Annotated in this window: 15 protein-coding genes and 5 pseudogenes; 12 read left to right on the forward strand and 8 right to left on the reverse strand. The window is 56.9% G+C overall.

Going from position 1 to position 26559, the window contains the following annotated elements:
- Nucleotides 1–87: pseudogene (locus FHT85_RS27615) on the forward strand (IS6 family transposase); the annotation flags it as partial.
- 295 nt (nt 88–382) lie between these two features.
- Here the strand turns inward: FHT85_RS27615 and FHT85_RS27620 are convergent.
- From FHT85_RS27620 to FHT85_RS27645, 7 genes and pseudogenes are all read right to left on the reverse strand, one after another.
- Nucleotides 383–2665 (reverse strand): restriction endonuclease, encoded by a 2283-nt coding sequence (locus tag FHT85_RS27620; RefSeq protein WP_183774615.1) that lies wholly within the window; start codon nt 2663–2665, stop codon nt 383–385.
- 88 nt (nt 2666–2753) lie between these two features.
- Nucleotides 2754–4514: a hypothetical protein gene (locus FHT85_RS27625; RefSeq protein WP_183774618.1), complete on the reverse strand. Its 1761-nt coding sequence runs from the start codon at nt 4512–4514 to the stop codon at nt 2754–2756.
- On the reverse strand, nt 4504–6990 hold the full coding sequence (locus FHT85_RS27630; RefSeq protein ID WP_312861369.1) for an ATP-binding protein: 2487 nt from the start codon (nt 6988–6990) through the stop codon (nt 4504–4506). The genes FHT85_RS27625 and FHT85_RS27630 overlap by 11 nt, the downstream gene beginning before the upstream one ends.
- Before the next feature lie 2 nt (nt 6991–6992).
- On the reverse strand, nt 6993–8444 hold the full coding sequence (locus FHT85_RS30705) for a hypothetical protein (RefSeq protein WP_246780122.1): 1452 nt from the start codon (nt 8442–8444) through the stop codon (nt 6993–6995).
- Nucleotides 8445–8757: 313 nt separating this feature from the next.
- On the reverse strand, nt 8758–10497 hold the full coding sequence (locus tag FHT85_RS27635; protein WP_183774623.1) for a hypothetical protein: 1740 nt from the start codon (nt 10495–10497) through the stop codon (nt 8758–8760).
- 291 nt (nt 10498–10788) lie between these two features.
- Nucleotides 10789–11586 carry an abortive infection family protein gene (locus FHT85_RS27640; protein ID WP_183774626.1) on the reverse strand — a complete coding sequence of 266 codons (798 nt, stop codon included), beginning with the start codon at nt 11584–11586 and terminating at the stop codon, nt 10789–10791.
- A 26-nt stretch (nt 11587–11612) separates the two neighbouring features.
- Nucleotides 11613–11783, reverse strand: a pseudogene (locus FHT85_RS27645) (helix-turn-helix domain-containing protein); the annotation flags it as partial.
- Between the two features lie 64 nt (nt 11784–11847).
- On the opposite strand from FHT85_RS27645, the gene FHT85_RS27650 reads away from it, so the two are divergent.
- The 9 genes and pseudogenes from FHT85_RS27650 (at nt 11848) to FHT85_RS30880 (ending at nt 21484) form a co-directional block, all read left to right on the forward strand.
- Nucleotides 11848–12900, forward strand: coding sequence for an IS110 family transposase (locus FHT85_RS27650; RefSeq protein WP_183774629.1), 1053 nt, complete (start codon nt 11848–11850; stop codon nt 12898–12900).
- 370 nt (nt 12901–13270) lie between these two features.
- Nucleotides 13271–15627, forward strand: a pseudogene (locus tag FHT85_RS27655) (hypothetical protein).
- A gap of 365 nt (nt 15628–15992) precedes the next feature.
- Entirely contained in the window at nt 15993–16250 is a 258-nt protein-coding gene (locus tag FHT85_RS27660) for a type II toxin-antitoxin system VapB family antitoxin (protein ID WP_112413153.1), read from the forward strand.
- Nucleotides 16247–16651, forward strand: coding sequence for a type II toxin-antitoxin system VapC family toxin (locus FHT85_RS27665; RefSeq protein ID WP_112413152.1), 405 nt, complete (start codon nt 16247–16249; stop codon nt 16649–16651). The genes FHT85_RS27660 and FHT85_RS27665 overlap by 4 nt, the downstream gene beginning before the upstream one ends.
- Nucleotides 16648–17823 (forward strand): site-specific integrase, encoded by a 1176-nt coding sequence (locus tag FHT85_RS27670; RefSeq protein WP_112413151.1) that lies wholly within the window; start codon nt 16648–16650, stop codon nt 17821–17823. Before FHT85_RS27665 ends, FHT85_RS27670 begins: the two co-directional genes overlap by 4 nt.
- 76 nt (nt 17824–17899) lie before the next feature.
- Nucleotides 17900–19066, forward strand: a complete 1167-nt coding sequence (locus FHT85_RS27675) for an ATP-binding protein (protein ID WP_112339771.1) — start codon at nt 17900–17902, stop codon at nt 19064–19066.
- Between the two features lie 372 nt (nt 19067–19438).
- A pseudogene (locus FHT85_RS31050) lies at nt 19439–19733 on the forward strand (integrase); the annotation flags it as partial.
- A 789-nt stretch (nt 19734–20522) separates the two neighbouring features.
- Nucleotides 20523–21200, forward strand: coding sequence for a serine hydrolase domain-containing protein (locus FHT85_RS27680; protein WP_312861370.1), 678 nt, complete (start codon nt 20523–20525; stop codon nt 21198–21200).
- Complete coding sequence (locus FHT85_RS30880; protein WP_281412987.1) at nt 21197–21484, forward strand: serine hydrolase; 288 nt, start codon at nt 21197–21199, stop codon at nt 21482–21484. Before FHT85_RS27680 ends, FHT85_RS30880 begins: the two co-directional genes overlap by 4 nt.
- A gap of 134 nt (nt 21485–21618) precedes the next feature.
- Here the strand turns inward: FHT85_RS30880 and FHT85_RS27685 are convergent.
- A pseudogene (locus tag FHT85_RS27685) lies at nt 21619–22716 on the reverse strand (ATP-binding cassette domain-containing protein); the annotation flags it as partial.
- Between the two features lie 268 nt (nt 22717–22984).
- Here FHT85_RS27685 and FHT85_RS27690 point away from each other — a divergent pair.
- Complete coding sequence (locus FHT85_RS27690) at nt 22985–24229, forward strand: MFS transporter (protein ID WP_281412988.1); 1245 nt, start codon at nt 22985–22987, stop codon at nt 24227–24229.
- A 277-nt stretch (nt 24230–24506) separates the two neighbouring features.
- The gene (locus FHT85_RS27695; protein WP_112413149.1) at nt 24507–26228 is read left to right on the forward strand and encodes a peptidoglycan D,D-transpeptidase FtsI family protein; all 1722 of its coding nucleotides are present in this window, start codon (nt 24507–24509) and stop codon (nt 26226–26228) included.
- The last annotated feature ends 331 nt before the right edge of the window (nt 26229–26559 follow it).

Consider the following 26559-nt stretch of genomic DNA (forward strand, 5'->3'; position numbering starts at 1 on the left):
ATGCTACGAAAGCGCCAACTGCAGGACGCTTACGCTGCCAACCCGTCAATCTCTAATCAGGTTGAGAGCCTGGCTGCCGCGTTCTGAGCAGCCGTAGCAATCGGTCGACGCGACTACCTCAATTTTGCAACAGAACCCTTTGCGACAAGCCCAATCGATGTTTTTCGGCGGATACCTCAGGTTTCTGCGGCGACTTGGCTTCCTCCTGCATTTCGACAATTTCGAAAGTGACTGTCTGCGAAGCAGCATCTGCATTCCGACTAGAGGCGGGTTACGCCACTCGGACCGAAGATGCAGACAACCAACGGCGCGCCACCAACTCTTAAGGTTCAAGAACTAGGCTCTTTGCTGCGCACTCCCCTTGGGAGAGCGACCTTCAACTTCAGCCATCCTTTAGCGATCCAAACATGTCGCGGATGTCGTTGTCGCTTGCACGCTCGGCTTGCAGTTGATCCTTCCAATCGTCCTGATGTGCGTCGGCGTAAGCATCTTCATTCTCTTCTAATTCGTTCAGGCCTGTTTGAGCCGCATCGATTGGTCCCTCGGCGTCTACCCCAATTGCCGACTGAAGAAAGGTCAGATCTTCGATAAGCGCTTCGTATTCCTGTTTGCTCCTCACTTGATCGAGATCATCAGCGAAATAGTTGTGTCGATAGTGGCCATAGGATTGCACCAAAGCATCAGTCATCGCGGGGTCATTTCCGAAGGCCACGATGACGCCTCGCAATTCTTCGGGTCGAGCTCCGGTCTGCTGCAGATGCGACACAAGAGCTGCGCGGACCGTGTTTTGGATCTCATCTTTCTTATTGTCCGATAGGCGCCTAACTTTCGGCAGCGCCTGCACCAGCGCCGCGGCATCGGAAATGTCGACGCCGTCTTCGAGCCACTCCTGTTTCATCCTCTCGAGAAGCTTTTGAATGATGGGCAGGAGCGCCGCGCCGGAGGTTTCCTGGTAGATCGAGAGCAGCAAATTCAGCCGCTGTTCATAGGTCAGGCTAAAAGAAAAAATTGCATCACCGTGTCGAAGGCGGCGATCGGCAAGCAAAGTGGCTTCGAGGTTTGGAGCGATCTCGCCCATGGCTTCGTCAAGCTCAGGAAGCACGTTGGCTTTGCCGATACTTGTCGCCACTCTCCAAATCCGCTCGAGTTGACTTGGGTTGACCATGGCGAGGGCAAGGTCCACCGCATTTTGAGGCGCCCCCAACATCACGCTATTCATGAGATCCATGACTGATGGATCGATCACTTCGACACCGCCATGTTGCGTCGGACGAACGAAGCCGTTGGCGAGTTCTGCGACAGCGTCAGCATGATGCTCGGGCTTAATGGAAAAATTGTAGCGTTTCGCACGCGACCTATGCAGGCTTTCGAACGCGCGTCGCAGCAAATCCTGGCCGATTTTGCCGTCGTAAGAATAGAGCGCCAGCAGCATGCTCCTCCCAGGTTCGCTCAACTGTTCGCGATAAGCATGCATCCAGATTTCGGATGGGTTATCCAAAAGGCGCTTGATAAAGCCTTGATAGTTCTCGACCGCGTTCGCCTTTACCCGTTGATAGCTCGAGAGCCATTCGATCAGACGAGGATTGAACTTTGGATGCTTCAGGATTTGAAGATAGAAGTCCTTTTCCAGCAGTGCAGCTCTGTACTCGTCGGGCAGATCGCTGAAATAGATATGGTTATAAAGGATCTCCGCCTTTTGCCGTTTACCGTATTGACCGACCTCGACCACCACCTTCCGGAGATTCAAATCGCTCTGTCGTAGCCGCTCCGAACTGGCGAGAGCCTGCGAAAAAATGTGCTCGCGGCTGGTCAAGATGATCCGTGAATGTGGTGTTTCCTTCACCATCTCCACGAAATCTAGGATCGATCGATCGCCATTCTTATCCAGCGGCGAATTTTGATCGCCGAGGAATGTTGCTCCCATAAAGTCATCATAGTGAAAGATCTGCATCTTACCGAACCGGAGTAGCTGCTGGCCCTCACCAATGTCACGTTTGATCACGACGGGCAGGTAGCCCCATTCGAGATGGCGATACAAAAGCGCGTTGGCGAGCGTCGATTTTCCAACTCCCGGCGAACCGGAGATCACGACAACGCGTTCTTTTTCGAGCACGTCTAAAGCTGCTGCGTAGGAAGAACTCTGAACATATTTTCGGATATTATTATAAGCTCTGCGGACCTCGAAATCTGTCTGGGTCACGACATCGTTGTGGAGCACAGTGTCAAGCACTGCCGTGCTCGCAAGCCACAGCTTAAAATGGCTGCGTTCGATCGCCTCGTGCCGTGATAGCAAACCGTTGAGCTGATCCTGTCCCCAAATATCGGCCTGCAGCAGATATTTCTCGCCAATAATCTTTTGGATCTTCGCCTTATTCGCCGGCGAGAGCGGAATGGATGTTATCAGCAAATAGCGCGTCGGATCGAGTTTCTTGACCTTCGGCGCCTCCTTCCTCAATGCAGATAAGAGGCTTGTTAGACCACCGCGTACAGTGTGCTTGCACTGGATGATCGTGTTTTCGGTGCCCCGCGCGTAGCGAAAGTCTATTCCGAAATCTCTGCCCTCTTTGAAGCTCTCGAGCGTGATCCCTTCCTCTGCTTGAACGAGGTCGCGTGCTAGCCGTTCGAATTCCAGGGGTGCCAGTTGGTGAAAGTCATAGTCGCTCATTGCCGCCCCATCCAACGTCCTGATGATCCGTGCCTGCTTCGACCTCCGCGCAAACATGTCATTGTAAATGAGAGGTCCGCGCCGGAGCTCAATCAACTTCGGAAAAATCGTGCTCGTACGCGTCGCGTGAGAGATAGACACCAAAGGCTGACAAAAGCGACGTCGCGAGGGGATCGCGAACTCTATTCACTCTGTTGAGGGGGTAGGAGAATTTCGAGCCCTGATAGGTTCCAAGTTCCGCAAATTTCTTCGACATTGCTGCACGCGGTATGATTGCCTTCGCTATCAAGTCGGCAACTCCGTCACCATGATCTTTCCGTGCGGCCTCGATTTGCTTAGCGATCTTGTCGAAATATTTGGCGATCTCCTTTGCACGTTCCGCCCAAGCTCGGCTCGCAAAACCAACCGCTTCAGACCTCAGGGTTTTTGGGTCGACATCGCAGTGACCGCTTTTATGCATAACGGCAAGATCAAGGATCCGAAGGTTCGCAACGGTCGCCTTCGCAAAGTTTATGATCCCGACCGCGTTACCGTCGGCACCGAAGTTTGGCAGGAGAAATGTATCGGATTTTCGAGGCTGTGACGCACTCGCTGGGACGACCTCGATCGGAGCAACGACAGCGACTTTGAAATTATCTTCACGGCTTCGCTGACCATTCTTGCGAACCATAAGGTCGCAGGGTTGGGCAATCAGGATGAATTGCTCAGTCGTAGAACCAAACGTCGCCTCGAAGACGTCCCCGTTTCGCAAGGGGTCGTTAAATCCATTGACGAGATTAGCTTGCTCATAAACTTCGGTCACCCGCAGTTTCAAGAGCCGTTCTCTCGAATCGAGAGCGACGTTTCGTCGAACATCAGCGATCGATTTCACGGCAATGGCTGCGTCGGAAAACTGGCTCGACGTCGCTTCCTTGAGGAACTCCAGTTTGACCTGGTCACGATGAAATATGCTATAGACACGAAGCAGCGTCTCAAGTTCCGACACGCCTTCTTTCTCGGAGGATTTGACAATGATGTGCTCAAAATCGAGCGGGTCCAGCGCATCAAGCCGTTCGAGCGCCGCACTTAGCGACTTCTGCAGCCCGATTTCGGTGAGCGTCTTCATATGCTCACAGTAGATATTGATCAGTGTCCGATAGATCGCGAGGAAGAAATCACCCTCTGCACGGAGGTTTTCCTTAGCGATCGGCATGAAAAACCGAAGGCTGATGCCGAACTCGGTCTCAAAAAGCTTCCATCTCTCGACTTCATCGCCTTTCTTCAGCGTATGCGAAATGATTCCGCAAAACCATCGAGAACCGAAATATTCGGCATGGTTGTCCGAGATGTTTTTTATGATGTCGGCTCCCTTTGAGAAGCCCAGGTCAAGCCCGTCGACATCCAGATCCTGATCAAAGAGAAACAGAGTTCGCCTGTCTCCCAAACACCAGTTCAGTAACTCATCTTGCTGTTGAGCCCATTTCTCCGGGCTCAAGACGATCACCTCGAATTCTTTCGGAATTCGCTCGGTCAGAAGTGCTACATCCTCCGCATCCGGGGACGGACCGGCACCGTCGAGGGCGGCCTTGATCTTTACGACCTCGTCTCCCGGCATTTGGTCGAGTTTGACAGTCAATTGGCTGCCAAGCGCACTGTTTTCAATGGATATATCAATGCCTTCGAAAAAGGGTTGTAGTTTCGTTTTGGCTTCATCGGAGGTGAGCGCAGCCTTCATGACCGCCGCCGCATCGACGTTGGTTGCGGCTAGATCGTCGACCAATACGACGCGGGCGATTTTGAGTTGCTTGAAGGCCTTCGTGGTGTATGCGCGAAAGTCTTCGGCTGGCTCGATGACCCAATCACTTTCCATCTACAATTCCTGATAGATCAAGCTCAAACTTATATCTACGGCCATGTTGATTTCTTTCTTGCAACAAGGCAATGCCACATCCCATAGATTGTAGAATTTGCCCACTGATAAACAGTCCAAGCCCCCTGCCCTCGCCTTTTGGCTTGAGCGAAACGAAGGGTTGGAAGAGCGAAGCTTCAACTGAAGGATCGACGCCGGGGCCGTTGTCCCAGATCCGCATGAATGGCGCTCGGCACTCTACGAAAACCCCGGGACCTCCTGCATTTGGCTCAGACTGACGGAGCCAGTATTCCGAATTCAAAAACAGATTGTCGATGACCTGCATTAGCCGGCCGCGGTTCGTTCTCACCTGAAAATCATTGCTGGTATCTAAATTTATGGACGAACCGTCGGCCGCCCATCGTTCGGAAAAATATGTCTGCGTGTCGGCGAGCAGCGAGGAAATGCGGAAAGTTTCCAGCTTGTCGCGCCGGAACCGTAAGGACGGTGTCAGGTGGCCAATCTGACGGCGCATGGCCAATGCGATCGACGTGATTTCTTGGGCAAACACGAGGAGATCGACATTCGGAGGCGTGGCTTTTCGTGCCTTTTCAGAGGCCGAACTCGCCCGTTGCATCAGCCGATCTGTTTGGTTCTCGACCTCATGGGACAACGACTCCGCCAGGATGCCGACGCCGGCCAGCTCCGAAAAGTCTGAGAGCTGGTCATTGAGAATATCGAGCCGCGGCGCGACAGTGCGGACCATGTTGGCTAGCTCGCGGCCTTGTGCGGCGTATGACTGAAGCTGAGCAAACAACGCGGTGGAACTTGAGAGAGCATCGCGCGCTTCGGCCAAAAGTTCGGCCAGCTCGCGTTCCGTATCACTTGAAAGAAGCGGCGTTTCTTCAATCTTTTTTGAGACCGCCTGGACCCTGGTTTCCGCTGTTGCGGCAGCGCGCTCGACTTTCTCAGCCGTCTGAGCGTATGCGGACACCTGCTGCGCCAATGACGACGCCTTGTGAACGATTTCCCTGCCACTTTCTAGCGGAGCGTCCGACTGGATCCTGCTCAGCCGATAAGAGTTGTAGGAGCGTCTGATCCATTCGTAGAATGTCTCGATCGTGCCCGTGGCGTGCAACGCAAGCTTTGTAAAATTGCGAGAATAGGGGTCGGACACGAAGCCCTCTCGGTCAGTCTTCTCCTTGAGCTTGCCGTTCTCCTTTTCGGAGATCTTGATGTAACCGATGACGTTTTGGGGTCTTATTCCGTACCACGACCCACCGCTTGTCTGCTGGGCGCCGAGCCGCAGCCAATCTTCCCCGTTCACGCCATAGGGACGAACTCCAAAGCCATCACGGAAGATCTTGACGCCGACATGCGCTTTGACCGTATCCGAAATCATTGCGTGCTCGGACAGGCCGCTGAGCTGCAAGCCGCTTTCATCATTGCGGAGCAAGAATTCGTCAATCTCGCCGGAGAATGGGCCAGGATCAGCAAGGCAGCTCGCTTGGCCCGTATCGTCTCTAATGGATTCCACTCCGCCCAGCGACGAGAAGTTTACGCGGTGAACGAACTCGACGAAATAAGCGGGGTCGCTGCTATAACTCAATTCAACGACGGGCTTTTGGCCCAACAAAAAGCTGTAGAAATCTTTGCCATTCGATGGAATTACATTCTTCTCAAAAAATTCGAGGTCTTCGCCCCTTTGATTGCCTCGGAACTTGGCGAGACGTATCTTACCCCGCACCTCCAGGACACCATTTCGATAGTCGAGCGTGAACTTGCCGACGGCCGCGTTGCGCACCTGGCTGGAAACCTGTCCGAGATCCTTTTCCTTACCGTCGATCTTCAGGGTAACGAGGAACGGCCTCGCGGCTTCGAATGGCGAGATGATCTGCGAAAGGTCCGTTATAAGCTTCCTCTCGCTCGCTCCTTTCCAGACATCGGGATGGCGCAAATCGGAGATTGCCAGCAACGAGCCTTTGCGCCGTGGGCTTTTCGCGGGGTTCAACTCGACCGGGACAGTGCTCAAGCCTTTATCATCGGTAAATTCCTTCCACGAGAAGGCGACGTGCGTCGTTTCGTCTCGACCGTCCTTGCGCGTCACGATCTCGAGATTGTCGCCAAGTTTCTGGGTACTTAGACGGCCAAGGCCTTTGTCTCCAAGCGGCGTTCGCCCCTTTGGCGTCGTTTCCCCCTTGACCTTCATCTCGCGCTTCTTCGATAGCGAGATCACCAGCCAGCCGTCGTTGATATCGCTTTCACTCATCCCCATCCCATCGTCCTCGATGGTGATGAAACCCCGCGCGTTCGGAAATTGCGTGCCGTCTAGGGTTGGATGAGCGGAGGTATCGACTTCGACATGAGCGAAGTCGGCATCGGCGTCATAGGCGTTCTTCACGAGCTCGACGATCGCCGTGACCTCATCGGACACCAGCTCGTCGCCGAGCTGGCGAACGACCGATGCGCTGATTTCAAAGTGCGGTCGGCGAGTCACTGTCAATCTCTCGATTTTCGAACGATAAGGATCTTTTCTTCGCGCATTGTCGCCGAAGTCGCGTTTCTTGTCGGCATCCGCTTGTGATGGATCTGCCGGGACAAGGTCACGACGTGAGCGCACCTAACGCCTTCCAGCATTTCTTTGAGAATTTCATCGGTCGGGACTTGCCTGCCGGTGACGTTACGGTTCCCAACGGTCCAGATCATATATCCATCGCGGCGCAGAACGCCTGCAATCTGCGAGATGCTCTGAGAGAAGTCATGATAGAACCGGAAAAGGCGATTTCTAGCTTTGGTGGAGGCCGTCGATAGGCTTTCGACAAATACCTTCAAAGAAGGCGACGTATCAAACAATCGGTCGGTATCTTGCTGCGAAAGCGTGCCTCGTCCCCCAAGGCTTCGGCTATCGATCTCATGGGTGGTGCTGAGCGCGCCCTGATCCGCCTCGCGGTCAATATCCTCAAAATCGATCCATGCGAGAGGCAGGTAGGAGTGCTGACCATAGGTCACCGTCGTGTGGTTATCTCCGTAAGGAGGGGACGTCATGACGAGGTCAAAGGGCGTCTTTCCCATCCACCTCTCCTTAAGGTCACCCCGAACGTCCAAAAGCCTGACACGGCTGTCCGCGACATACGAACCCTGGCCGGTTACGGTGTTCGCGTCACGAAGCGCCTCTCGGAAGGCAGTCAGGCTCGCAATATTGCCCTCACCAATCGACTGAAACATCACGATTGGCGATATGTCACGACGCGCAATCTCGTCTGCCGGACGAACATGCAACTTGTACGTAGACGTTCTATCATTGCCGGCAAGGCGCACCGTTTCGGCGAGAGCCACCCAGAAGAACTTGCGCGCCCACGATGCGTCGATCGATCTGATGGCTCGCCGCAGACGTGAAAGCTCGACAGCGACCTCTGGCTTGAACCATTTGTCGATATTGGGAATATCGGTTTCGATGACGAACGAGCCATCGGCGGATGCGCGCTTCACAACCTTTTCAAGCTTCCTTCCGACGTCGCCATCAATCACCTTCGCCGTGCGGACTTGAGAAATCAGAACGGCAAGCGGATTGATGTCAGTACCGTAGACGGACAGCCCGAAATGCATGCCGCTGACAAGGGTTGTCCCCGATCCCATGAAGGGATCGTAGATCGAGGCCACTCCGCTCTGAACGCCGATCAACTCCTTGATGAGCCGACGCTGGACGACAGGGACCATCATTGCTGGGTACTGAAAGAAGCGGTGACCGCTATCGGAACGGTCGCGCTGGCGAGAAGACCAGAAATCAGGATCTGCGTCACGTTGGTTAAGCCGCTCCAAGAGCTGGACATCGACGTTTGAGAGTTGGGGCTGATCACGATGGACGTTGTTCGGGACCAAAATGTTCATCAGTTGAAAATGTCCCGTCGTATCAATGCTATGCCGAGCAAGACGACGCGCCCGGCTCTTCAATTTATCCTAGTACTCAGTCGATCGTCACGTTACCAGCATTGCATTTTCTTGGGAAGTCGGCTTGTTGTCGATCCTTGACAATTTGAGCTGGGCCTATCTGCTGCTTAAGTCCTGGAAATTGCCGACATTCCGTCTGTGGACAGCCTGTGATGAAAGCCGGCGCGGCGTCATTCGAGAAGCGGTAAGGAACAAACCTGTCCGCGCGCCCGATCAGGGCAGAAATTGCGCTAAAGCGACATATTTCGACCTTATAGCGTCGGCGTGGACGCTAGCAGAACCGAACGCCAGCTGCCGGAGTAAATATGGGCGGAATTCAACGGCAAGCGAGTTCTCTATAGTCGACAAAGTAGCTTTGCTCGTCGCTATATCCGGCCCATTCGCCGCGTTCAAATGAGGGAGACCCAGTTAGTCTCCCCGCTGACTGCCATAAAATATCTATTTGCTCATGGAGAGCGGCGGCGAGATCCAGCGACATGCTGGTCAGCTCAGCCGTCGGAAGAAAAATGTCAGGTCGCCGGATTCGCCTTCCCGCCCAGCCGCCATCCGACAATTTGACGTCTTCGACACCGTCCAAAGAAATTGTCACCAACGCAGGACCGGCGAGATCGAGGTCTGTGGCTATTGCCATCATGCGCTCGAGACTACTGACAATCAGAGCTTCGACCAATCTTCCATCGACAAGGGTATCCGGGTCGTCATCAACGCGCCGACCCGTCGTGATTTGATATTCGAAGTAGCCTGGGCGAACCAACCGCATGAGCCACCATGTCTCGGGATTGAGGCCGTCACCAACGCGGCGTGGAGGAGCGTTGCTCCACCATTGTTGGCCGTTGGCGTTGGATTCAAATTTCAGCTCGGGCGAAGGTGCGAAACGCTGGAGGAGTTCAATGACTCGCCGAGTGTCCAGCCGACGGTTCTCAGTCGCCTTGAACGGCACAAGACGCAAGGTTAGACGCGGCTTGCTAACTATCTGAGGAACCTCGCCACGTCCTGCATCGAATACCAGCTCCTGCAAAGCGGCAGCCGCAAGTTCACGCTGGTGATCGACACTGGGAGCACGGGCAGCATTGAGTGCGATCGGGATGCGATCACGGGCAACGCGGTCAAATCCGTCGATAGCCTCACAGAGTTGGGCTGCCATCGCATTCATCCTGGTGATCGCCTCCGTAGTCGTCGGCTGTACGCCCTGTCGAATATCGATGTCAGTTTTCGGCCAACCCATTTGAGGGTTGGAGTCAATCGGGAAGATGCATTCGAGGATCAGGTTGCCGAAAGCAGACGCCTTCTGGCGCAATTCTTTGAAAGCGGCCTGAACCTCTGCGTCGTGAAATTCGTAAAGAGCACCTCGCCATGTCTCATTCATTTCGTGGATTGGATCGAGCTGACCAATGCGAAAAGCTGTTCCAAAATTATGCTGGTGGAGGAATAGACGCAACGCCTCGGGCAACTGGTTGTGCACACGCGTCAGCAATTCGACATCTCTTGGATTGGACTCGCGTGGGACGTCATGGTTTGATGACGGCCGCGCGGTCTCATCGGTCAAGATCGCTTTCAACGCAGTATAAAGAGCCTTCGAAAGGCCCTGTCTTGCCTCGCGCTTCTGCTCCGGTGTCGCGCTTTCCGGGCATGCGTAGAAGATCGGCCGGCGAACGTGACGCAGATCAAAAGGCAGCTCGTGGTCGTCGGGATGACCAAGCGCAACGTTCATGACCGAAATTACTCGCCTGGAGGAAAGCGATTTCAACGCCCATCCATGCTCAATCAGGACGTTCGGATTTGGGATGCCGCCTCCCTTCGGTCGCAGGGCGACAAAAGTGAGATCGGATACGAAAGCGGTAGCCAGGTCAATTTTCCCAAATATCGTCTCCGCAATGGATGGCGATCCGGGAACATTCAGTGTGTCCTTGTCGATCGCAATTTCGCGGTTGGCAGGATCGATTTCCGCGTCAGCTTGCAGAGTGTCGATAGCGTTTTCTAGCGCCCATTCGACGAGCGAACGCCCGACAGCATTCGGAGTATCACTTTGCCAAGAAAAAAAGATGTGCTGAGCCATTTATTGTTTCGCCATGGTCGATTGCGTCGCGTTTCCCGCAGTAGGATTGGCCGTCAATCCAGCAGCATATTAAGCGATCGGCTGACGAACGTTCCAGTGGCGACTACCGCGGCGCGGCCGAAATTTACGTTATCGTGGATTGTCGCCCCAGTGTCGCTCTCAGCTCCCGATTTGAAACGGCGAAATACCCTGAATCAGTTGGGTCTAGATGTTAAAATCAGCCCGACTTTCTAACAAGGATTTCAATTTCAGTTTGCGATTGCAATTGACAGCGGGATTTTACCGGCCCTGTTACCGATCTCGGTCATGCCAAATCTCCATGATGAAGGTCACAAGGCTATGTGCCGCATTGACCGCCAGGCGCGCTTCCGAGACCGAGATCTTCGGCGGTGCAATTCCTCTTCCATGTGCGGAACCGATATGTGTCCGGTAGGCGCCGACGCCGTCGACAACCGAGGCCAATCCCTGCAACATCTTTCGCTGATCTTCAGCCAGCGTTGCATCGGGGTTCAAGCCAAGATGGGCTTGAACCGTGCGCCACAAAGGCACGACCGTCATTTTCGAAGGCAGCTCCAGCGCAAACGTTTCGATGTAGATTTTGCAAAGGGCTTCGATGATCGCACACGCCGCCGTGATGGCGGCATGCGGATCGCCGACCAGCTGCTGATATGCGCGCTCAAACTCGCGCTCAAGAGATGCGAAATCGCCACGCTTAAGCAGGTCGCCCAATCCAACCGCAACCGGCGCACTGCCCGCAAGTGTAATGCGGCCATTCGTCTGGTATGAGAGGCTGTTTTTCGCCAACGCATCGCGAATTCGCTGCTGCCCCTTCTCAACGTTCCCATTGTACGGCTCAAGCTCCATGAAATCCTGGATCACCTCGCCGAGGACGTTCAAGGCGTCGATGCTTTCGTCTTCGTTACATCTCCTAAGCCATGAAGCGCACTTCGATTCGCAGTTGCCCGCCGGTGGCTCTCCTGGCGCCCCGCTTTCCATGAAGAGCGTGTCGAGCTTACTGTGGCTGTAATAATGTTGTCCGATGACCGATGCCGTTGCCCCAATCACCGAATTCGGGATCTGTCGCCCCATCCTGAAATCCTCCGTCGCAAACGCGTCTAGTTATATCGCCCCCACGCCCGAAACCGCCCCCTCCCGGTCATCTCCCTGAGCTCCAGCTCCAAAACGATCGGCTGCGCCGCCTGTAGTGTGAGGTCGAGCGGTTTCGCCACGACCAGTTCCGACAGTTTTGAGGACGGGCGGCGCCCCTCCAGTTTCCGGTCCATCATTAATGGGATGGTCCGCCTCGTCCTCCTGCTGCACCATGAGGCGGCTAAACCAAAGGAGGTTGCAATGCCAAAACGCAATGTGCCGCGCCCTGCCGCGGTGTACGGAATCGATATCGGCAAGAATATTTTCCATGTCGTCGGCCTGAGCAGCGACGGTATCCCGGTCCAGAAGGTTCGTTTCCGACGCGACACGCTGCTCCAGTTCTTCCAGCGCGCCGCACCGACTATCGTTGGCATGGAGTCCTGCGCTGGCTCTCAATGGATCGCCCGGAAGATTCAGGCGCTCGGACATAAGGTGCGCTTGATCCCCGCGCAATTCGTGAAGCCCTACGTCAAGTCAAACAAGAGCGACATCATCGATGCGGAGGCGATCGCTGAGGCAGCCACGCGGCCAACGATGCGGTTTGCTGCACTCAAGAGCGAGGAACAAGCCGATCTTCAGGCTTTGCACCGGGTGCGAGACCAGATGATCGGCACGCGAACGCGCCTGATCAATCAGATGCGAGCTTTTTGCCTCGAATACGGGATCGCGCTACGCCAAGGCGCGGGCTTGTTCAAGCTCGACCTGCCCCAGGCTCTTGAGGATCAATCAAACGACCTTTCGTCAGCGATGCGTAAGCTGCTAGCAGAGCTGTTCACCGATCTACGCCAATTGGAACAACGCATTGGTGACGTCACACGCGAGATCGAAGCTATCGCTAGTCGAGAGGATGTGGCTCGACGGCTCATGACAATTCCCGGCATTGGAGCCTTGGGTGCAACCGCACTTCTGGCGGCGGTCGGCAGTGGACGGCAGTTCCAGAAAGCCCGCGACCTAGCTGCTTGGCTGGGCCTGGTGCCTCGCGAGTACTCGACCGGAGGCAAGCAGAAACTTCTCGGCATCAGCAAGCGAGGAAATCGCTACGTTCGCAAACTGCTCGTACATGGCGCACGATCCTGCTTTCGTCATCTTGACCGGACAAGAGATCGACTGGGGAGCTGGCTGGATGGCCTTCAGGCTCGGATGCACCCGAATAAAGCGGTCGTCGCATTTGCCGCTAAAATGGCCCGGATTGTCTGGGTCGTCCTGACCAAGCCCGGAGCACTCTACGAACGCAGAGACCCTGCATTCGCCTGATGCTCATGGTTCGATTGCAAGGCTCGGGAATAGTGATGACGAAACAGTGGATCAACATGCCGTAAGCCCTGTGCAAAAAAGCGGGCTTCGTGCCCGAACCATTTATTGGGAACGGCGTGTGCGGATCTCATCATGGCCTGGCTGCAACCGCAGCCCACTCGCGAGAGGCCGGATACATTTATGCAACTGGAATCGTCATTTGCGATGTCGCGTACCCTTGCACGGACGAGGCGGACCATACATGCTTTTGCCAGCGCCATCCAGCCACGCTCCTTGAGGAGGGCCGACCGGTGGGATACATGGTTTTTTAAACGATAGCTTTTATTTCCGCTCGCCCTCGGCATTGGGCCGATAGCTATGAAATGCGAGTATGCCAAAAGAAGACATTTCCTCACGTCATTTTCAACGAAAAATCTCAGGCTTCTGCGACGTGCGTATCGCGCCGATCGCAGCGAAACACGTCCTGGAAAATATCCGGCCATACCTCATCAGCCTGATCATCTGCCGCAAATCACCACCGTTGCTGAACGGCCGCATCGACTGGAAGGCGGTCGGTGAAGCGTGCGAGATCGAAGACGAGATGACGCCGGAGCTGAAAAACCACCTGCGCCCTGCTCTCGACGCCATCCTCCGCTGGCTCCGCCTGCCGCCCGCTGCGGAATACGTTCGGCATTCAAAGCCGAAACCAAAACTGACCAAACCCAATCATCGGACGCCAGCACCGACCGCATCCTCCACTCGCAAGCCGCAACGGCTGGGCAGCGACAGCACCGCGGCTCAATCCGCCTCAGCATCGCCAGGCCCAAAACCAAAACCGATCCAGGAATTTCCCGAGCCGCTGTTTGATGCGGCGGATGATCCCGAGAGCTTTCAGGACGCCCTCACCTACCAGATGCGCCGGTTCGGCGACAGTTACTGGCAACTCTATCGCGCGATCATTCGTCTCGGCGAGAACTTCGATCACAAGACCCTGTTGTCATGGATCCAGGGTGAACGCGCGCCGAGGTCCATTGCCAGCTTCGACATCCTCGCCCGTATCGAACGACGCTATCAACTGACGCCAGGATATTTTAAGGCCAAGCTTCCGCATCAGGCGCGCTTGCTCAATGGGCATGACCTTGGTGATATCAGTCCCGCCGAGCGACGGCGACTGGCCTGGCATCTGCCGGACGACTTTGGCAGCCTGCCGTTTTCCAAGCTCGAGGAAATCATCGACTGGGTGCGGCGTGTCATCATCTCCGGTTCGACCGATTATTGCCGATACCAGGCGGCGGCCAGCAAGCAACGTTATGCCATCCGCTTTCCCGGCATCACCTATGGCGGCGGATCCCTCTCTCGCCGGTCTCTCGTGCTGTCCAGCGGCGCCAGTCAGAGTGCGGACGAATCCTTCGAGGATCCGGACCTTCTTTCCGGCGTGGTCGACGCGCCGCAACGGTTGGCGATGGAGATGGCGGACCTGATCCGCTTCAAGACGTCGACGCTGACGGCGATCGGGTTTCAGCGCAATGGCGTGTGGGGCGAGGAAACGGCCTCGCAGAAGATCGAGCATCTTGGCCTGATGTTCGGGGCGCTGGCCGCCTCACCCGCCGGCATCGTCAAGGGCCGCGGCGTGCCCCTCAGCCAGCTGACCTTCGGTCTGCTGATCTTCCCGGGCGTCTGGGACTGGTATCTGCAGTGGCGCGAGCAGCGGCGCGGCTTCTATACCAAATGGGAAGAGGACATGCTGATGGTCGCACAAGCCCTCACCCGTGCCGAGGTTGGCTGGATCCGACAGCATCCGGAGCTTCTCAAGAACGTTCGCCCAATTGAAGGGCTTATCGCGCCAGAGGAGATCGAATTCGCTTCGCGCGACTGGCATGGCGCTTGCGATGCATTCACCGGCATGCTGCCAATCGCTCCAAGGAAGTTCAGCGGGTCATGCGGGTGCACCGCGATCCCTTCGAGCCGATCATGGTGATCCTGGAGGCAGACAGCCCGCTGGCCGAATACCGCAAGATCACCGACGAGATCCTTAAGCGCATGCCGGACGAACATCTCTATCCGCGGCCGGCGGCAGAAGCCGTCCGCTCCTTCCTGATGCTCCGGCTCGGACTTCATCTTGGACTGCGGCAGAAGAATCTTCGTCAGCTACGCGTCTGCCCGCGTGGTCATTTTCCGACGGCGGAGCGGCGGCTGGAAGACATGAAGTGTGGGGAGCTGCGCTGGAGCGACCGCGAGCGCGGCTGGGAAGTGCTGATACCGTCCGTGGCCTTCAAGAACTCCGGCTCATCGTTCTTCGGTCAAAAACCGCTCCGGCTGATCCTGCCCGACCTGCTCGATCTCTACAAATATCTCGACGACTATATCGACCGGCATCGCGGGGTGTTGCTCGCCGGCGCGAAGGATCCCGGCACCCTGTTCGTGAAAACGGTCAAGATGACCAGCACCGACGCCGCTTACGACTCCACGACCTTCTATGAGGCCTGGCGGACCGTCATTCAACGATATGGAATCTACAACCCTTACACCGGTCGCGGCGCCATCAAGGGCCTGCTGCCGCACGGGCCGCACAATGTCCGGGATATTCTGGCGACCCATATCCTCAAGCAGACAGGCTCCTACGAACAGGCGAGCTACGCGATCCAGGATACGCCGGATGTGGTGCAGCAGCACTATGGCCGGTTCCTGCCGCAAGATAAGGCGGCGCTTGCAGCAAAAATCCTGAACCAGGTCTGGGAGGCGGCATAGGCCGGAACGGGGCGTTTGCCGACGGAACCGGTCCGCTCGGTGGCTTGGCCGAGCCTGCCGCCGACGCGCGGGCAGGTTCAGTCTGCCTCGATTGCACGTGGTCTCATTCTGCGCGGCCGTGATCGTCAACTTGGCGCAAGCTGGTGACGTTTGCGCTTCATTAACCATGTGAATTAACAATGTTATTTTCTGTCACGGAAGCCATTCAACCTCTAATTTCCGTCATCGATAACGACCCGAACCATTAACCGCTAGCCATCGATAGGATTCAAGTATCGATAATGAGCCATCTGATGGCAATTTCTTGCTATCTTCGGCCCAAAGCACTATCTTTGCGGCATAATATCCGCGCCAGAAGTGCCCAAATGTCCGAACCGCACCTTTCCATCCGCAGCAGCAAGGCACGCGATCTGGCGCACGCGCTGGCCAGACGCACCGGCCAACCAATCAACAAGCTCGTCGAGATCGCGCTTGAGCATTACGACCAAGAACTGCGACAAAAGCCGGTACAGACGCCAGCCGACACGCTTTGGGAGCTGATGGCCGAGGGTCGACGGTCCGTGCCACCCGGCACCACCTCCGCCCACGATGATCTCTACGACGAAAACGGTTTGCCCAAATGATCGCCGTCGATATGTCGGTGATTGTGGCCACGTCGCTGCGAGAGCCCGAAGCTGAACGGTTTCATGCGCTCGTCACCCGTGAGGAGGTCGTCATTGGCTGGCCGACCTTACTGGAGGCACGAATGGTGCTCACCGGCAAGAGCTTTCCGAACGCTGCAGCCATCATTTCACAGCTCGTCGCTTTGCCAAATGTGACCGCTGTGGCCTTTGGCGAGCGGCATTACTATGCTGCCGAGAAGGCCTTCGACCTGTTTGGCAAAGGTCGCCATCCGGCCAGCCTTAATATGGGCGACTGCTATTCGTACGCCGTTGCCGCGATCGCCAAGGCGCCCTTGCTATTCAAGGGGAATGATTTCGGGCGGACGGACGTGAGATGTCATCCCGCATCGGCTACCCAATGACAAGGAAAACTATCGTCCGCGTCTCCCCCGCCGATCCGGTGCTGGCGCGCGCCGAAGAGCTCGATGCGCTCGACGCCATCCTGCCGTTTGCCCGCCGCGATCAGCTGGCCGCGCTGCTGACCGACGAGGATGTCGCTACCCTCAAGCATCTGGCCAAAGAGGGCATGGGCGCCAACACGCTGCGCGCACTTGCCTCCGATCTGGGCTATCTCGAAGCCTGGTGCGAGTTGGCGACCGGCGCTCCCCTCCCCTGGCCGGCGCCGGAGAGCCTACTCCTGAAATTCGTCGCTCATCATCTCTGGGACCCGGTCGAACGGGCCGAGGATTCTTCCCACGGCATGCCTGATGACGTCGAGATCGGGTTGCGCGCCAAAGGCCTGCTGCGCGCCGAAGGCCCACACGCGCCCGATACCGTGAGGCGTCGCCTCACCTCATGGTCGATCCTCTCCCGCTGGCGTGGCCTAGCGGGATCCTTTACCGCTCCCTCGCTGAAGGCCGCATTGCGACTGGCAGTCCGCGCCGCACCCCGGCAACGCCGCCGCAAGAGCAGACGAGCGGTCACCGCCGACGTTCTGACAAAGCTGCTGGCCACCTGTAACGGCGAGCGCCTGGTCGATCTTCGCGATCGCGCCTTGCTGCTGACCGCCTTTGCCTCCGGCGGCCGCCGGCGCTCCGAAGTTGCCGACCTGCGGGTCGAGGATCTGGTCGATGAAGACCAGGTCCATGCCGATCCACGAAACCCCGCCTCCCCCCTCCTGCCGTGTCTGACCGTTCATCTCGGCCGCACGAAGACGACGACGGTTGAAGACCAGGCGCATGCCGTTCTGATCGGTCGGCCGGTTGTCGCGTTGAAGCGCTGGATTGAAGAAGCGAGGATCGAGAGCGGACCGCTCTTCCGGCGGATCGACCAGTGGGGGAACATCGACCGGCGCGCGCTGACGCCGCAATCGGTCAATCTGATCCTGAAAACGCGTTGTAGCCAAGCTGGACTCGATCCGGAGATGTTTTCGGCGCATGGGCTGCGGTCCGGCTATCTGACCGAGGCGGCGAACCGCGGAGTGCCGCTGCAAGAAGCCATGCAGCAATCGCTGCACAAGTCAGTGACGCAGGCGGCCGGCTATTATAACAGTGCCGAACGAAAGAACGGGCGGGCGGCGCGGTTGCTTGTATAGCGCCGCGCCCCGATTTTTCGGAAAGGCTGCATGGATTTTCCTTGCAATTCTGGAGTCCTGCTCCATAAATGCGAGGATGATTAACCGTCGAATATCGTCCGAATTGAACGAACTGCTAGACACGCGCCCAGCTGTCGCGCTCATCGGGCCGCGTCAGGTCGGAAAAACGACATTGGCACTCTCGATCGCCGACCATCGGCCCTCCATTTATCTCGATCTGGAATCGGATGCTGATCGTGCCAAGCTCACCGAGCCGGAACTATACCTCAGCCAGCATAGCGACAAGCTCGTCATCTTGGACGAGGTCCACCGGCTTCCTAATCTTTTCCAGAATTTGCGCGGACTTATCGACCGCGGCCGTCGAAGCGGAAGGAAAACTGGGCAGTTCCTACTGCTTGGTTCGGCCTCCATCGACTTGCTAAAGCAGTCGGGCGAGACGCTGGCTGGCCGTATCGCCTATCTTGAAATGGGGCCCGTCAATGGCATCGAAGTGCCAGCGGGCGAGCTCAATACGTTGTGGTTACGAGGTGGCTTCCCGGACAGCTTGCTCGCTCCCACAGATCGCGCAAGCCAGCGTTGGCGGCAGGACTTTATTCGCACCTATCTCGAGCGAGATATCCCTTTGCTCGGTCCTCGTATTCCCGCCGAGACACTGCGGCGCTTCTGGACGATGCTCGCACACCATCAGTCCGGACTTCTGAATGCCGCAGAATTTGCACGCGCGCTTGGCGTCGATGGCAAGACGGTCGCCGCCTATCTCGATCTTCTGGTTGATTTGCTGCTAGCACGGCGTTTGGAGCCTTGGCATGCAAATGTTGGAAAGCGTCTTGTAAAGTCACCCCGAGTTTATGTTCGCGACAGCGGCATCACCCACACCCTCTTGGGGCTGACCACTCAGGAGGATTTGCTCGGTCATCCGGTCGCCGGTGCAAGTTGGGAAGGTTTCGTGATCGAGACGTTGGTTGCTGCCGCACCACCCGGAACACAGAGTAATTTCTATCGGACATCCGCCGGTGCCGAAATCGACCTGCTCCTCACGCCACCGGGCGATCGACCCTGGGCCATTGAAATCAAACGCAGTCTATCGCCGAAACTCGAAAAGGGCTTCTATCTTGCGTGCGAGGATTTGAATCCGGTGCGGCGGATCGTCGTCTACCCGGGGCAGGAGGTTTTCCCCATGAAGCAAGACGTCGAAGCAATGCCGCTGTCAGTATTAGGGACGGCCTTGGCTGAACTCGCCTAGCGTATTCTGCGGTTCGAAAGTAGCAATGCTAAAAAGGGCGCCACGGAGTCGGATATCGTCTATGGCAGGCATATCGAGCGCTGCGCTACCTCGTTAAGCTCAGCATGGGCTACAACACGCTAACGGCGCTATTTCGGATCTCGCCAATCTGGAAGCCTGAGGACTGGTGCCGACCGGACTTTCCCTGCCCTACCCGGCGCCGTAGGCACTTCTGCTGAGCGCGTCGCCCATGACCTCTGAGAACCCCGTCGAACGCGCCGCGAATCCCAGCCACGGCATGCCAGTCGCGGTCGGGATTGGATTGCGTGCAAAAGGTTCCAATACGGGCCGACGCCCGCATGCGCCTAATACCGCTCACCGGCAGCTGACCTCCTAGTCGATGAAGAGCCCCGTCCATGCCAATCCAAAGAGACCCTGCCTCCTTTCTCCTGTGGCGCCTGACTATCAATCTCGGCTGAACGAAGACGACGACAGCCGACGACCGCGAGAATGTGGTTTTGATCGGGCGGCCAGTCAATGCCTTGAAGCGATGGCAAGCAGAAGCCAGGATCCACACTGGACCGGTTTTCCGGCGCATGGGCTGCGATCGGGCTATCTGACCGAGGCGGCCAATCGTGGCGTCCCTCTGCAGGCGGCGATGCAACAATCCCTCTACAAATCAGTGGCGTAGGCGGCAAGCTATTACAACAATGCCCGAACGAAAGAACAGGCAGGCCGCACGGTTGGCAATGTAGACCACTCCGACAAGACTATATGATGCGGGGTCCGATGAGCGATAGACTCCATTTCTATAGCTCACAAATGTGTGCAACGTTGAGTTATAGAAACGAGGACTATAGCTGATGGAAGTTCCGAAGAATGCACACTTTCGGCCACGGCAAGATCCGATCGACACGTCGGCACGACAGGAAATGTTCACTCTCCAGATGCTCGCGCCCTTTGGCAGGTAATCGTAAGTGCCGTCGGAAGTGACCGCTCGCACACTCTTCCAAGGCGAACTCCGTCGCTGCTGAGTTTACTCCTCTTTGTCGGATCACCGCGAGCCTTTCGCTCTTGTGGACGGCGGAATGTCGGCTCAACTAGATCCTGGGCCATCCGCGCTGACACCCCTCGCCTTCAAACTAGGTCCTGTTCGCTTCACCGAGATCCATCGGACACGTGGGGCCTACCCGAAGGCTGTATTCTTGGCCGATCAAGACTAGCGCAAGAGAGCAACTTTCCCATTCCCACGCCTTGTGGAACATTAGCTGCATGAGTAGTCCTGCTCCTGGCTACTCGGCACCATTGGAGGATGATTGCGATGAAGACGCGGATCGACGCGGTCGTGGAGAGGGCGATCATTGCCGGCAAGATCGTCGGCACTGTCGTAATTGTCGTTAGGGATGGAGAAACCGTCTAAAGCCGTGCGGCCGGTTATGCCGATCGGGAAATAGAAAAGCCCATTGAAACCCGAACCATATTCCGGCTGGCGTCGGTGACCAAACCACTCGTAGCAGCGACTGCTCTGGCTCTTATCGATAAAGGTCGGCTAGCCCTTGGCAGCCTCGTGCGAGATTATCTTCCCTATTTCCGGCCCCGACAGCCAGATGGGAAAATAGCCGATATCACCATCAAACACCTGCTCACTCATACAGCAGGCCTCAGTTATGGGGCAGACCCCAAAACCACGCCACCGGAGCGGATGTTCAATAGCGGCCTCTCCGATACAGACCTCGATTTCCAGGAGAACTTCAGCCGGCTATCGACCTTCCCGCTGCTGGCAGTGCCGGGCACACTTTGGTCTTACTCGATCGCCATCGATGTTCTTGGAGCGGTCATCGCGCAGATCGAAGGGTGTAGCCTCGATGAAGCGGTGCGTCGTCATGTAACCGGACCGCTCGGGATGAGCGACACGGGTTTCTCAGTCAGTGATCCCCGGCGACTTGCTACACCCTATGCCGATGGCGATCCCAAAGCTGTTAGAATGAGTGACCATCATCTAGTCCCGGACGATGATAGCAACTTGCTGACCTTTGCGCCGACCCGGCTGTTCAACCCAACGGCTTTCCAGTCCGGTGGCGCTGGTATGGTGGGGACAGCACCGGATCTGATCTCCTTTCTTGAAACCATCCGCCAAGGCGGGGCCCCATCTTGAAGTCTGAGACGGCGAAAGCGGCACTCCTCAACCAGATAGGCGACATTCCACGCCCAGGCGAACCAGGACAGGGATTTTCCTTTTTGGGCGCGGTTATCCAGGACCCGGTTTTGGCAGAGTCTCCGATGTCGAAAGGATCGGTAACATGGGGCGGCGTCTATGGACACAGTTGGTTCATCGATCCTGTGAAAGGTATTTCTGCCGCAATCATGTCCAACACAGCGGTAGAGGGCTGCCTTGGAGCCTATCCGCGAGATATCGCGCGAGAGATCTGCGCCGCTTGATGTTTGCCGCACCTTCCCGGTGACTTCTGTGCCTCAAAACTTGCCCGAGATGTTGGAGCCGGAGCTGCCCCACGCAAAGCAGCCGCTTTAACGAGATTTCCGCTACGGAAGACCGCCGACGGTCGGGAAAATGATCAGCGTCGGCGTGCCTGGCGATAGTAAGCCGGATCCGGGATCGGAACGGCAGCCATCAGGTTTCGCGTGTAATCGTCGCTTGGGTTTTCGAACACCTGCCGGCGTGTGCCCATTTCCACGATTTGGCCGCTACGCATCACGGCGACGTGATGCGACATCTTCTCGATGACGGCCATGTCGTGCGAAATGAAGAGATAGGCAAGCCCCATTTGTTCCTGAAGCTCGAGCATCAGATCGAGAACGCGTGCGCGTACCGAAACGTCGAGCGCGGCCACGCTCTCATCAGCAACGATCAGCTTCGGTTCGAGCGCCAATGCGCGCGCGATGCAGATGCGCTGGCGCTGCCCGCCCGAAAACTCGTGCGGATAGCGGCTTGCGGCATCCGACGTTAAGCCGACGCGCTTCAATAGCGCCGCGACGCGATCTTTGCGCTCGGATGCATTGCCGACATTGTGGATCACCAGCGGCTCCGCGATCGCGGAACCGATGCTCATGCGCGGATCCAGTGAAGCATAGGGATCCTGAAAGATCATCTGCGCGGCGCGGCGCACCGGCTGCATTTTAGCGCCCGAGAGCCCATGAACCTCGCGGCCCTCGATCTTCACGCTTCCCGCAAAGCCGATGAGATTGAGGATGGCCTTGCCCGTGGTGGATTTGCCCGATCCGCTCTCGCCCACCAACCCGAGCGTCTGGCCGGCCTTGATCGTGAAGGACACTTCATTGACCGTGGGCGCGGCGGTCTTGGCCTTGCCGAACAATCCCCTCTTGCCGCCATAGGTTACGCTAAGCTTCTCGACCTCGACGATTGGCGTGGCCGGCGTAACCACGACAGGAGTATTTGAAACGCGCGGCGGTTCATCCGTGCCGGCATGGGTACCGAGGCGCGGCACTGCGGCCAGCAGCTCGCGCGTATAGGCCTGGCTGGGCTTGCCGAAGACATCGAGCGCATCGCCCTGCTCGACGATGCGCCCATGCTGCATGATCGCAACGCGATCGGCCATTTCGGCAACGACGCCCATGTCGTGGGTAATCAGCAGGATCGACGTGTTGAATTCGTCGCGAAGCTCGCGCATCAGCGTCAGGATCTTCTGCTCGATACCACGCAAAATCACAGGCGGAAACTATCATGGATTATACTTCCATATCGAGAAATTATATATATATTTCAATCTATTAACAGGCCTTGTATTGAGGTATGATACTGGCACTCAAAGGTAAAAAGAGCGAATTTGGGGGCGGTGTCGCTAGATTGGCAATTGTGCCATTCCCCGTCCTCGATCATAATCCATAGTTGTGGTAGAGCAGATGCTTGAGGTGAGTAACGAAGAGGCTCCATGACGAGGTTCGATATTAACCGCGGTCGCAATGCATCGGTGCCCTGATAGCCTCGCGCCGCTCACCGTGCCGAAACTGCGACGACTGCTCCTCGCCCAGATCCCTTCCGATTTGGCCGATTGGTTGGACTTCGTGGCGTTGAACGCGCTGGTGGCATTCCAATGGCAGCTTGGACCTATAGGGGTTGCAAGTTTAACATTGGCGCTAGCGTTACCCTATGTTGTTCTCGCCCCCGCCGTTGGCGTTCTGGTGGATCGCGCGGATCAACGAACGCTGCTGGTAGCGAGTAACCTCATACGCGCCATTTCAACGGCGGCATTTGTTCTGGCGCCAAATCTAGTTGTGCTCCTCGGATGCGTCGTCATCAAATCCAGTGCCGACGCTTTGTTCACGCCGGCAAAGCAGGCCGCACTTCCCCTTCTCGCGACCCCTGATCGATTGTTGGCGGCAAATAGTCTCAGCCACGTCATCAATCAGCTCACCAAGATTATCGGCCCGGCCTTGGGTGGAATTCTGACGGTATTTCTCGACCTGCAGCAGATTTTCTTGGTGAACGCGGGTCTGTCGCTGATCGCAGCCATGATTCTCTTGGACTTGCCCGGTGGTTTGCGCGCTGATCGCAGTGGAACCGCAAAGGGAAAATTTGGCGAGGAATTTGCCGACGGACTGAGACATATTCGCCGCAAGCCAGTCCTAGCTACCGCCATTGTGGCTATGGTTCTCGGTTATTTTCTAATCTTCCTGTACGATGGGCTGATCGCACTCCTGGTCAAGGAGATCGGGCTTTCGAGCGCCTTGCTCGGAGCCTCCGTTGCGTCCGCAGGAGCCGGCGGAGTAATTGGCGCTTTGCTTCTGGGACAGTTCTTCGGGCGGCGCGATCCTTTTCAGCTGATGATCGGTTCAGGCCTTGTCGGGGGACTGTTAATTGCCGTGATGGGCCACGTCGGACGCGGCGATATCGACATGTCTGCCGTAAGTTTTTGCGCACTCCTATTTGCCACAGGTTTGGCCAGCGCCGGCTTTTTTGTCCCTTACCGCGTGGTTCTACAGAGGGAGACACCGCTTGAGCTTTTGGGGCGCGTTGTCGCGGTAGGCGAGGGACTTAGAGCGGTAGCGATGATGACCGCTCCACCGCTTGGAGCCGCGCTGGCGGAGATGGCTGGGATATCTGCACCATATTTGATCAGCGGCTACGCTACAGCCTTTCTGGCATGTTCGTTGCTCATTGTAAGACGGTGCATGGGGACGAGAGATGAAGGGGTGGACGCCAGGTAGAGGGGGCTACCAGTCCCCAAATCTGCCTCGCATACTACTGTAGGCGCCTGGACGTACTGTTGTCCTCCGGACGCCAATCGTCGCTTTCTAGAAAGTGTCCTTCCCACTAGCATTTCCACTTTATCACTTGCCGGCCGGAAGTCCGCTTGGTGCACTCTCTTTCACGGACAAGGATGGTAACGGGAGCTTATGATTAGACTCCTGTTAACCATCTTGCGTTTAAAGATTGTTAATCGAGAGGCAAACCCGCCCTCCCAGTTTTTGCGAATTATCGTTCATGTCGATCATCCACGCACTCGGCGCAAATAGCGGCCGCCTCATCAGAATCACCTTTGGTCCTGGGGGCCGCGAGCGCCCGCCGGTGCGCGCGACGGGCCAGGCGAAACTTGCCAAAGCGCGCATCATGATGCTCGCGGGTGGGCTGCTCGTCTGCTACGTGGCGATCTTCGCCAGGCTTACCTATTTCGACATGGAGCCGAGGACCGACACCTCGGCAATTCCTCCAGATCATGTCAGCGCCGCGCGTCCCGATATCGTCGACAGAAACGGCGAATTGCTTGCAACGGACATCCGCACAGTTTCGATGTTTGCCGAGCCCAACCGTGTAATCGATCCGGACGAAGCAGTGGAAAAAATCGCCTCGATCTTTCCCGATATCGATCGCAAATCCCTTTATAAGAAGCTTGCCGATCGCCGCTCGCATTTTGCCTGGCTGCGCCGGCAGCTGACGCCGAAGGAACAGAGCGAAATCCTGGCGCTCGGCATTCCGGCGATCGGATTTCGGCCTGAGGTCAAGCGCTTCTATCCGGGCGGGCGAACCGCTGCCCATATTCTCGGCTATGTCGATATCGACAATCACGGCGTCGCCGGCATGGAGAAATATCTCGACATGCAGGGCCTGTCGGATCTCGCATCGACGGGCCTAACGAGCCGCGACCAACTGGAGCCCGTGCGGCTTTCGATCGACCTGCGTGTTCAGAACATCGTCCACGACGTGGTGTCGGATGCGATCGGCCGCTACCAGAGTCAGGCGGCCGGGGCCGTCATCCTCGACATCCACACCGGCGAAGTCCTGGCCATGGCCTCGGCACCCGACTTCGATCCGAACGATCCGCAGACTGATATCAAAGGCTGGCTGAACCGCATGTCGAACGGCACCGACGAGATGGGATCGGTTTTCAAGACCTTCTCGATCGCGATGGCCATCGATACCGGCACGGTCAAGCTGACGGACACCTTCGACGCCAGCTCTCCCCTGCACTACGGCGGTTTCACCATCCATGACGACCGCGACGTGCCGCGGCGTGTCCTGTCGATCCCGGAAATCTTCCGTTATTCGTCCAACATCGGCACGGCCAAAATGATGGACAAGGTGGGCATGACCATCCAGAAGAGCTACCTGACCCGCTTCGGTCTGCTGTCGAAAATGCAGACGGAACTGCCTGAGGTGAAAGCGCCAAGCCAGCCGAGAGTTTGGAAGAAGCTCAACTCCATAACCATAGCGTTCGGCCACGGCGTCGCCACCACCCCGATGCAAACCGCCGTCGCGGGTGCCGCCCTCATTGACGGCGGCAAGCTGATCGAGCCGACCTTCCTGCCGCGCACGCAGGAAGAGGCGGAAAAGACCGAAACGATGATCGTCAAGAAGAGCACCAGCGACACGATCCGCTACCTCTTCCAGTTGAACGGTGAGCAAGGGTCTGGCAAACCTGCCGACGTCCCCGGCTATCACGTCGGCGGGAAGACCGGCACCGCAAACAAGGTCATCCACGGGGTTTACTCGCACAAGCTCAGCTTCAATTCATTCCTGGCGGCGTTTCCAATGAATAACCCGAAATACGTGGTGCTGGCCTTCGTCGACCAGCCGCTGACAGGCCAACACAATTTAACCTTCGCGACCAACACGGCAGCACCCATGGTTCACGACATCATTGCCCACGCCGCGCCGCTGCTCGGTGTCGAGCCGGATTTCGGATCGAACTTGCTAGCCGCATATTAAGGATCACGCTCGCTCTGAAGCGTCGCGGCGGCTGTGGCGTCGGACGCCGCTGCAGCTGCAGCAACGCGGGATAAAATGGCGGCCCGCCCGCGTGATTCAGCCTGCCGTTTATCTTCCCGCCGAAATCGTCCTGGCAAGACTGACCAGGTTTCTGCTCGGCCGCATAGCGCCCCAATGCTAGGAATCCCGTACAATCAAAACCCTGACAGCTGTCAGGGTTTGCGGTCCAAGCGTATTGATAGGCAGCATGACATATGTTGTCTTCCGGCCCGTCGCCTTACGCAGGGTAAATCTTTCCATACCGCCTCCCACATACGCCTATTGGAAAACC

This window comes from Rhizobium sp. BK312 (assembly GCF_014193605.1).
Classification (GTDB): Bacteria; Pseudomonadota; Alphaproteobacteria; order Rhizobiales; family Rhizobiaceae; genus Rhizobium.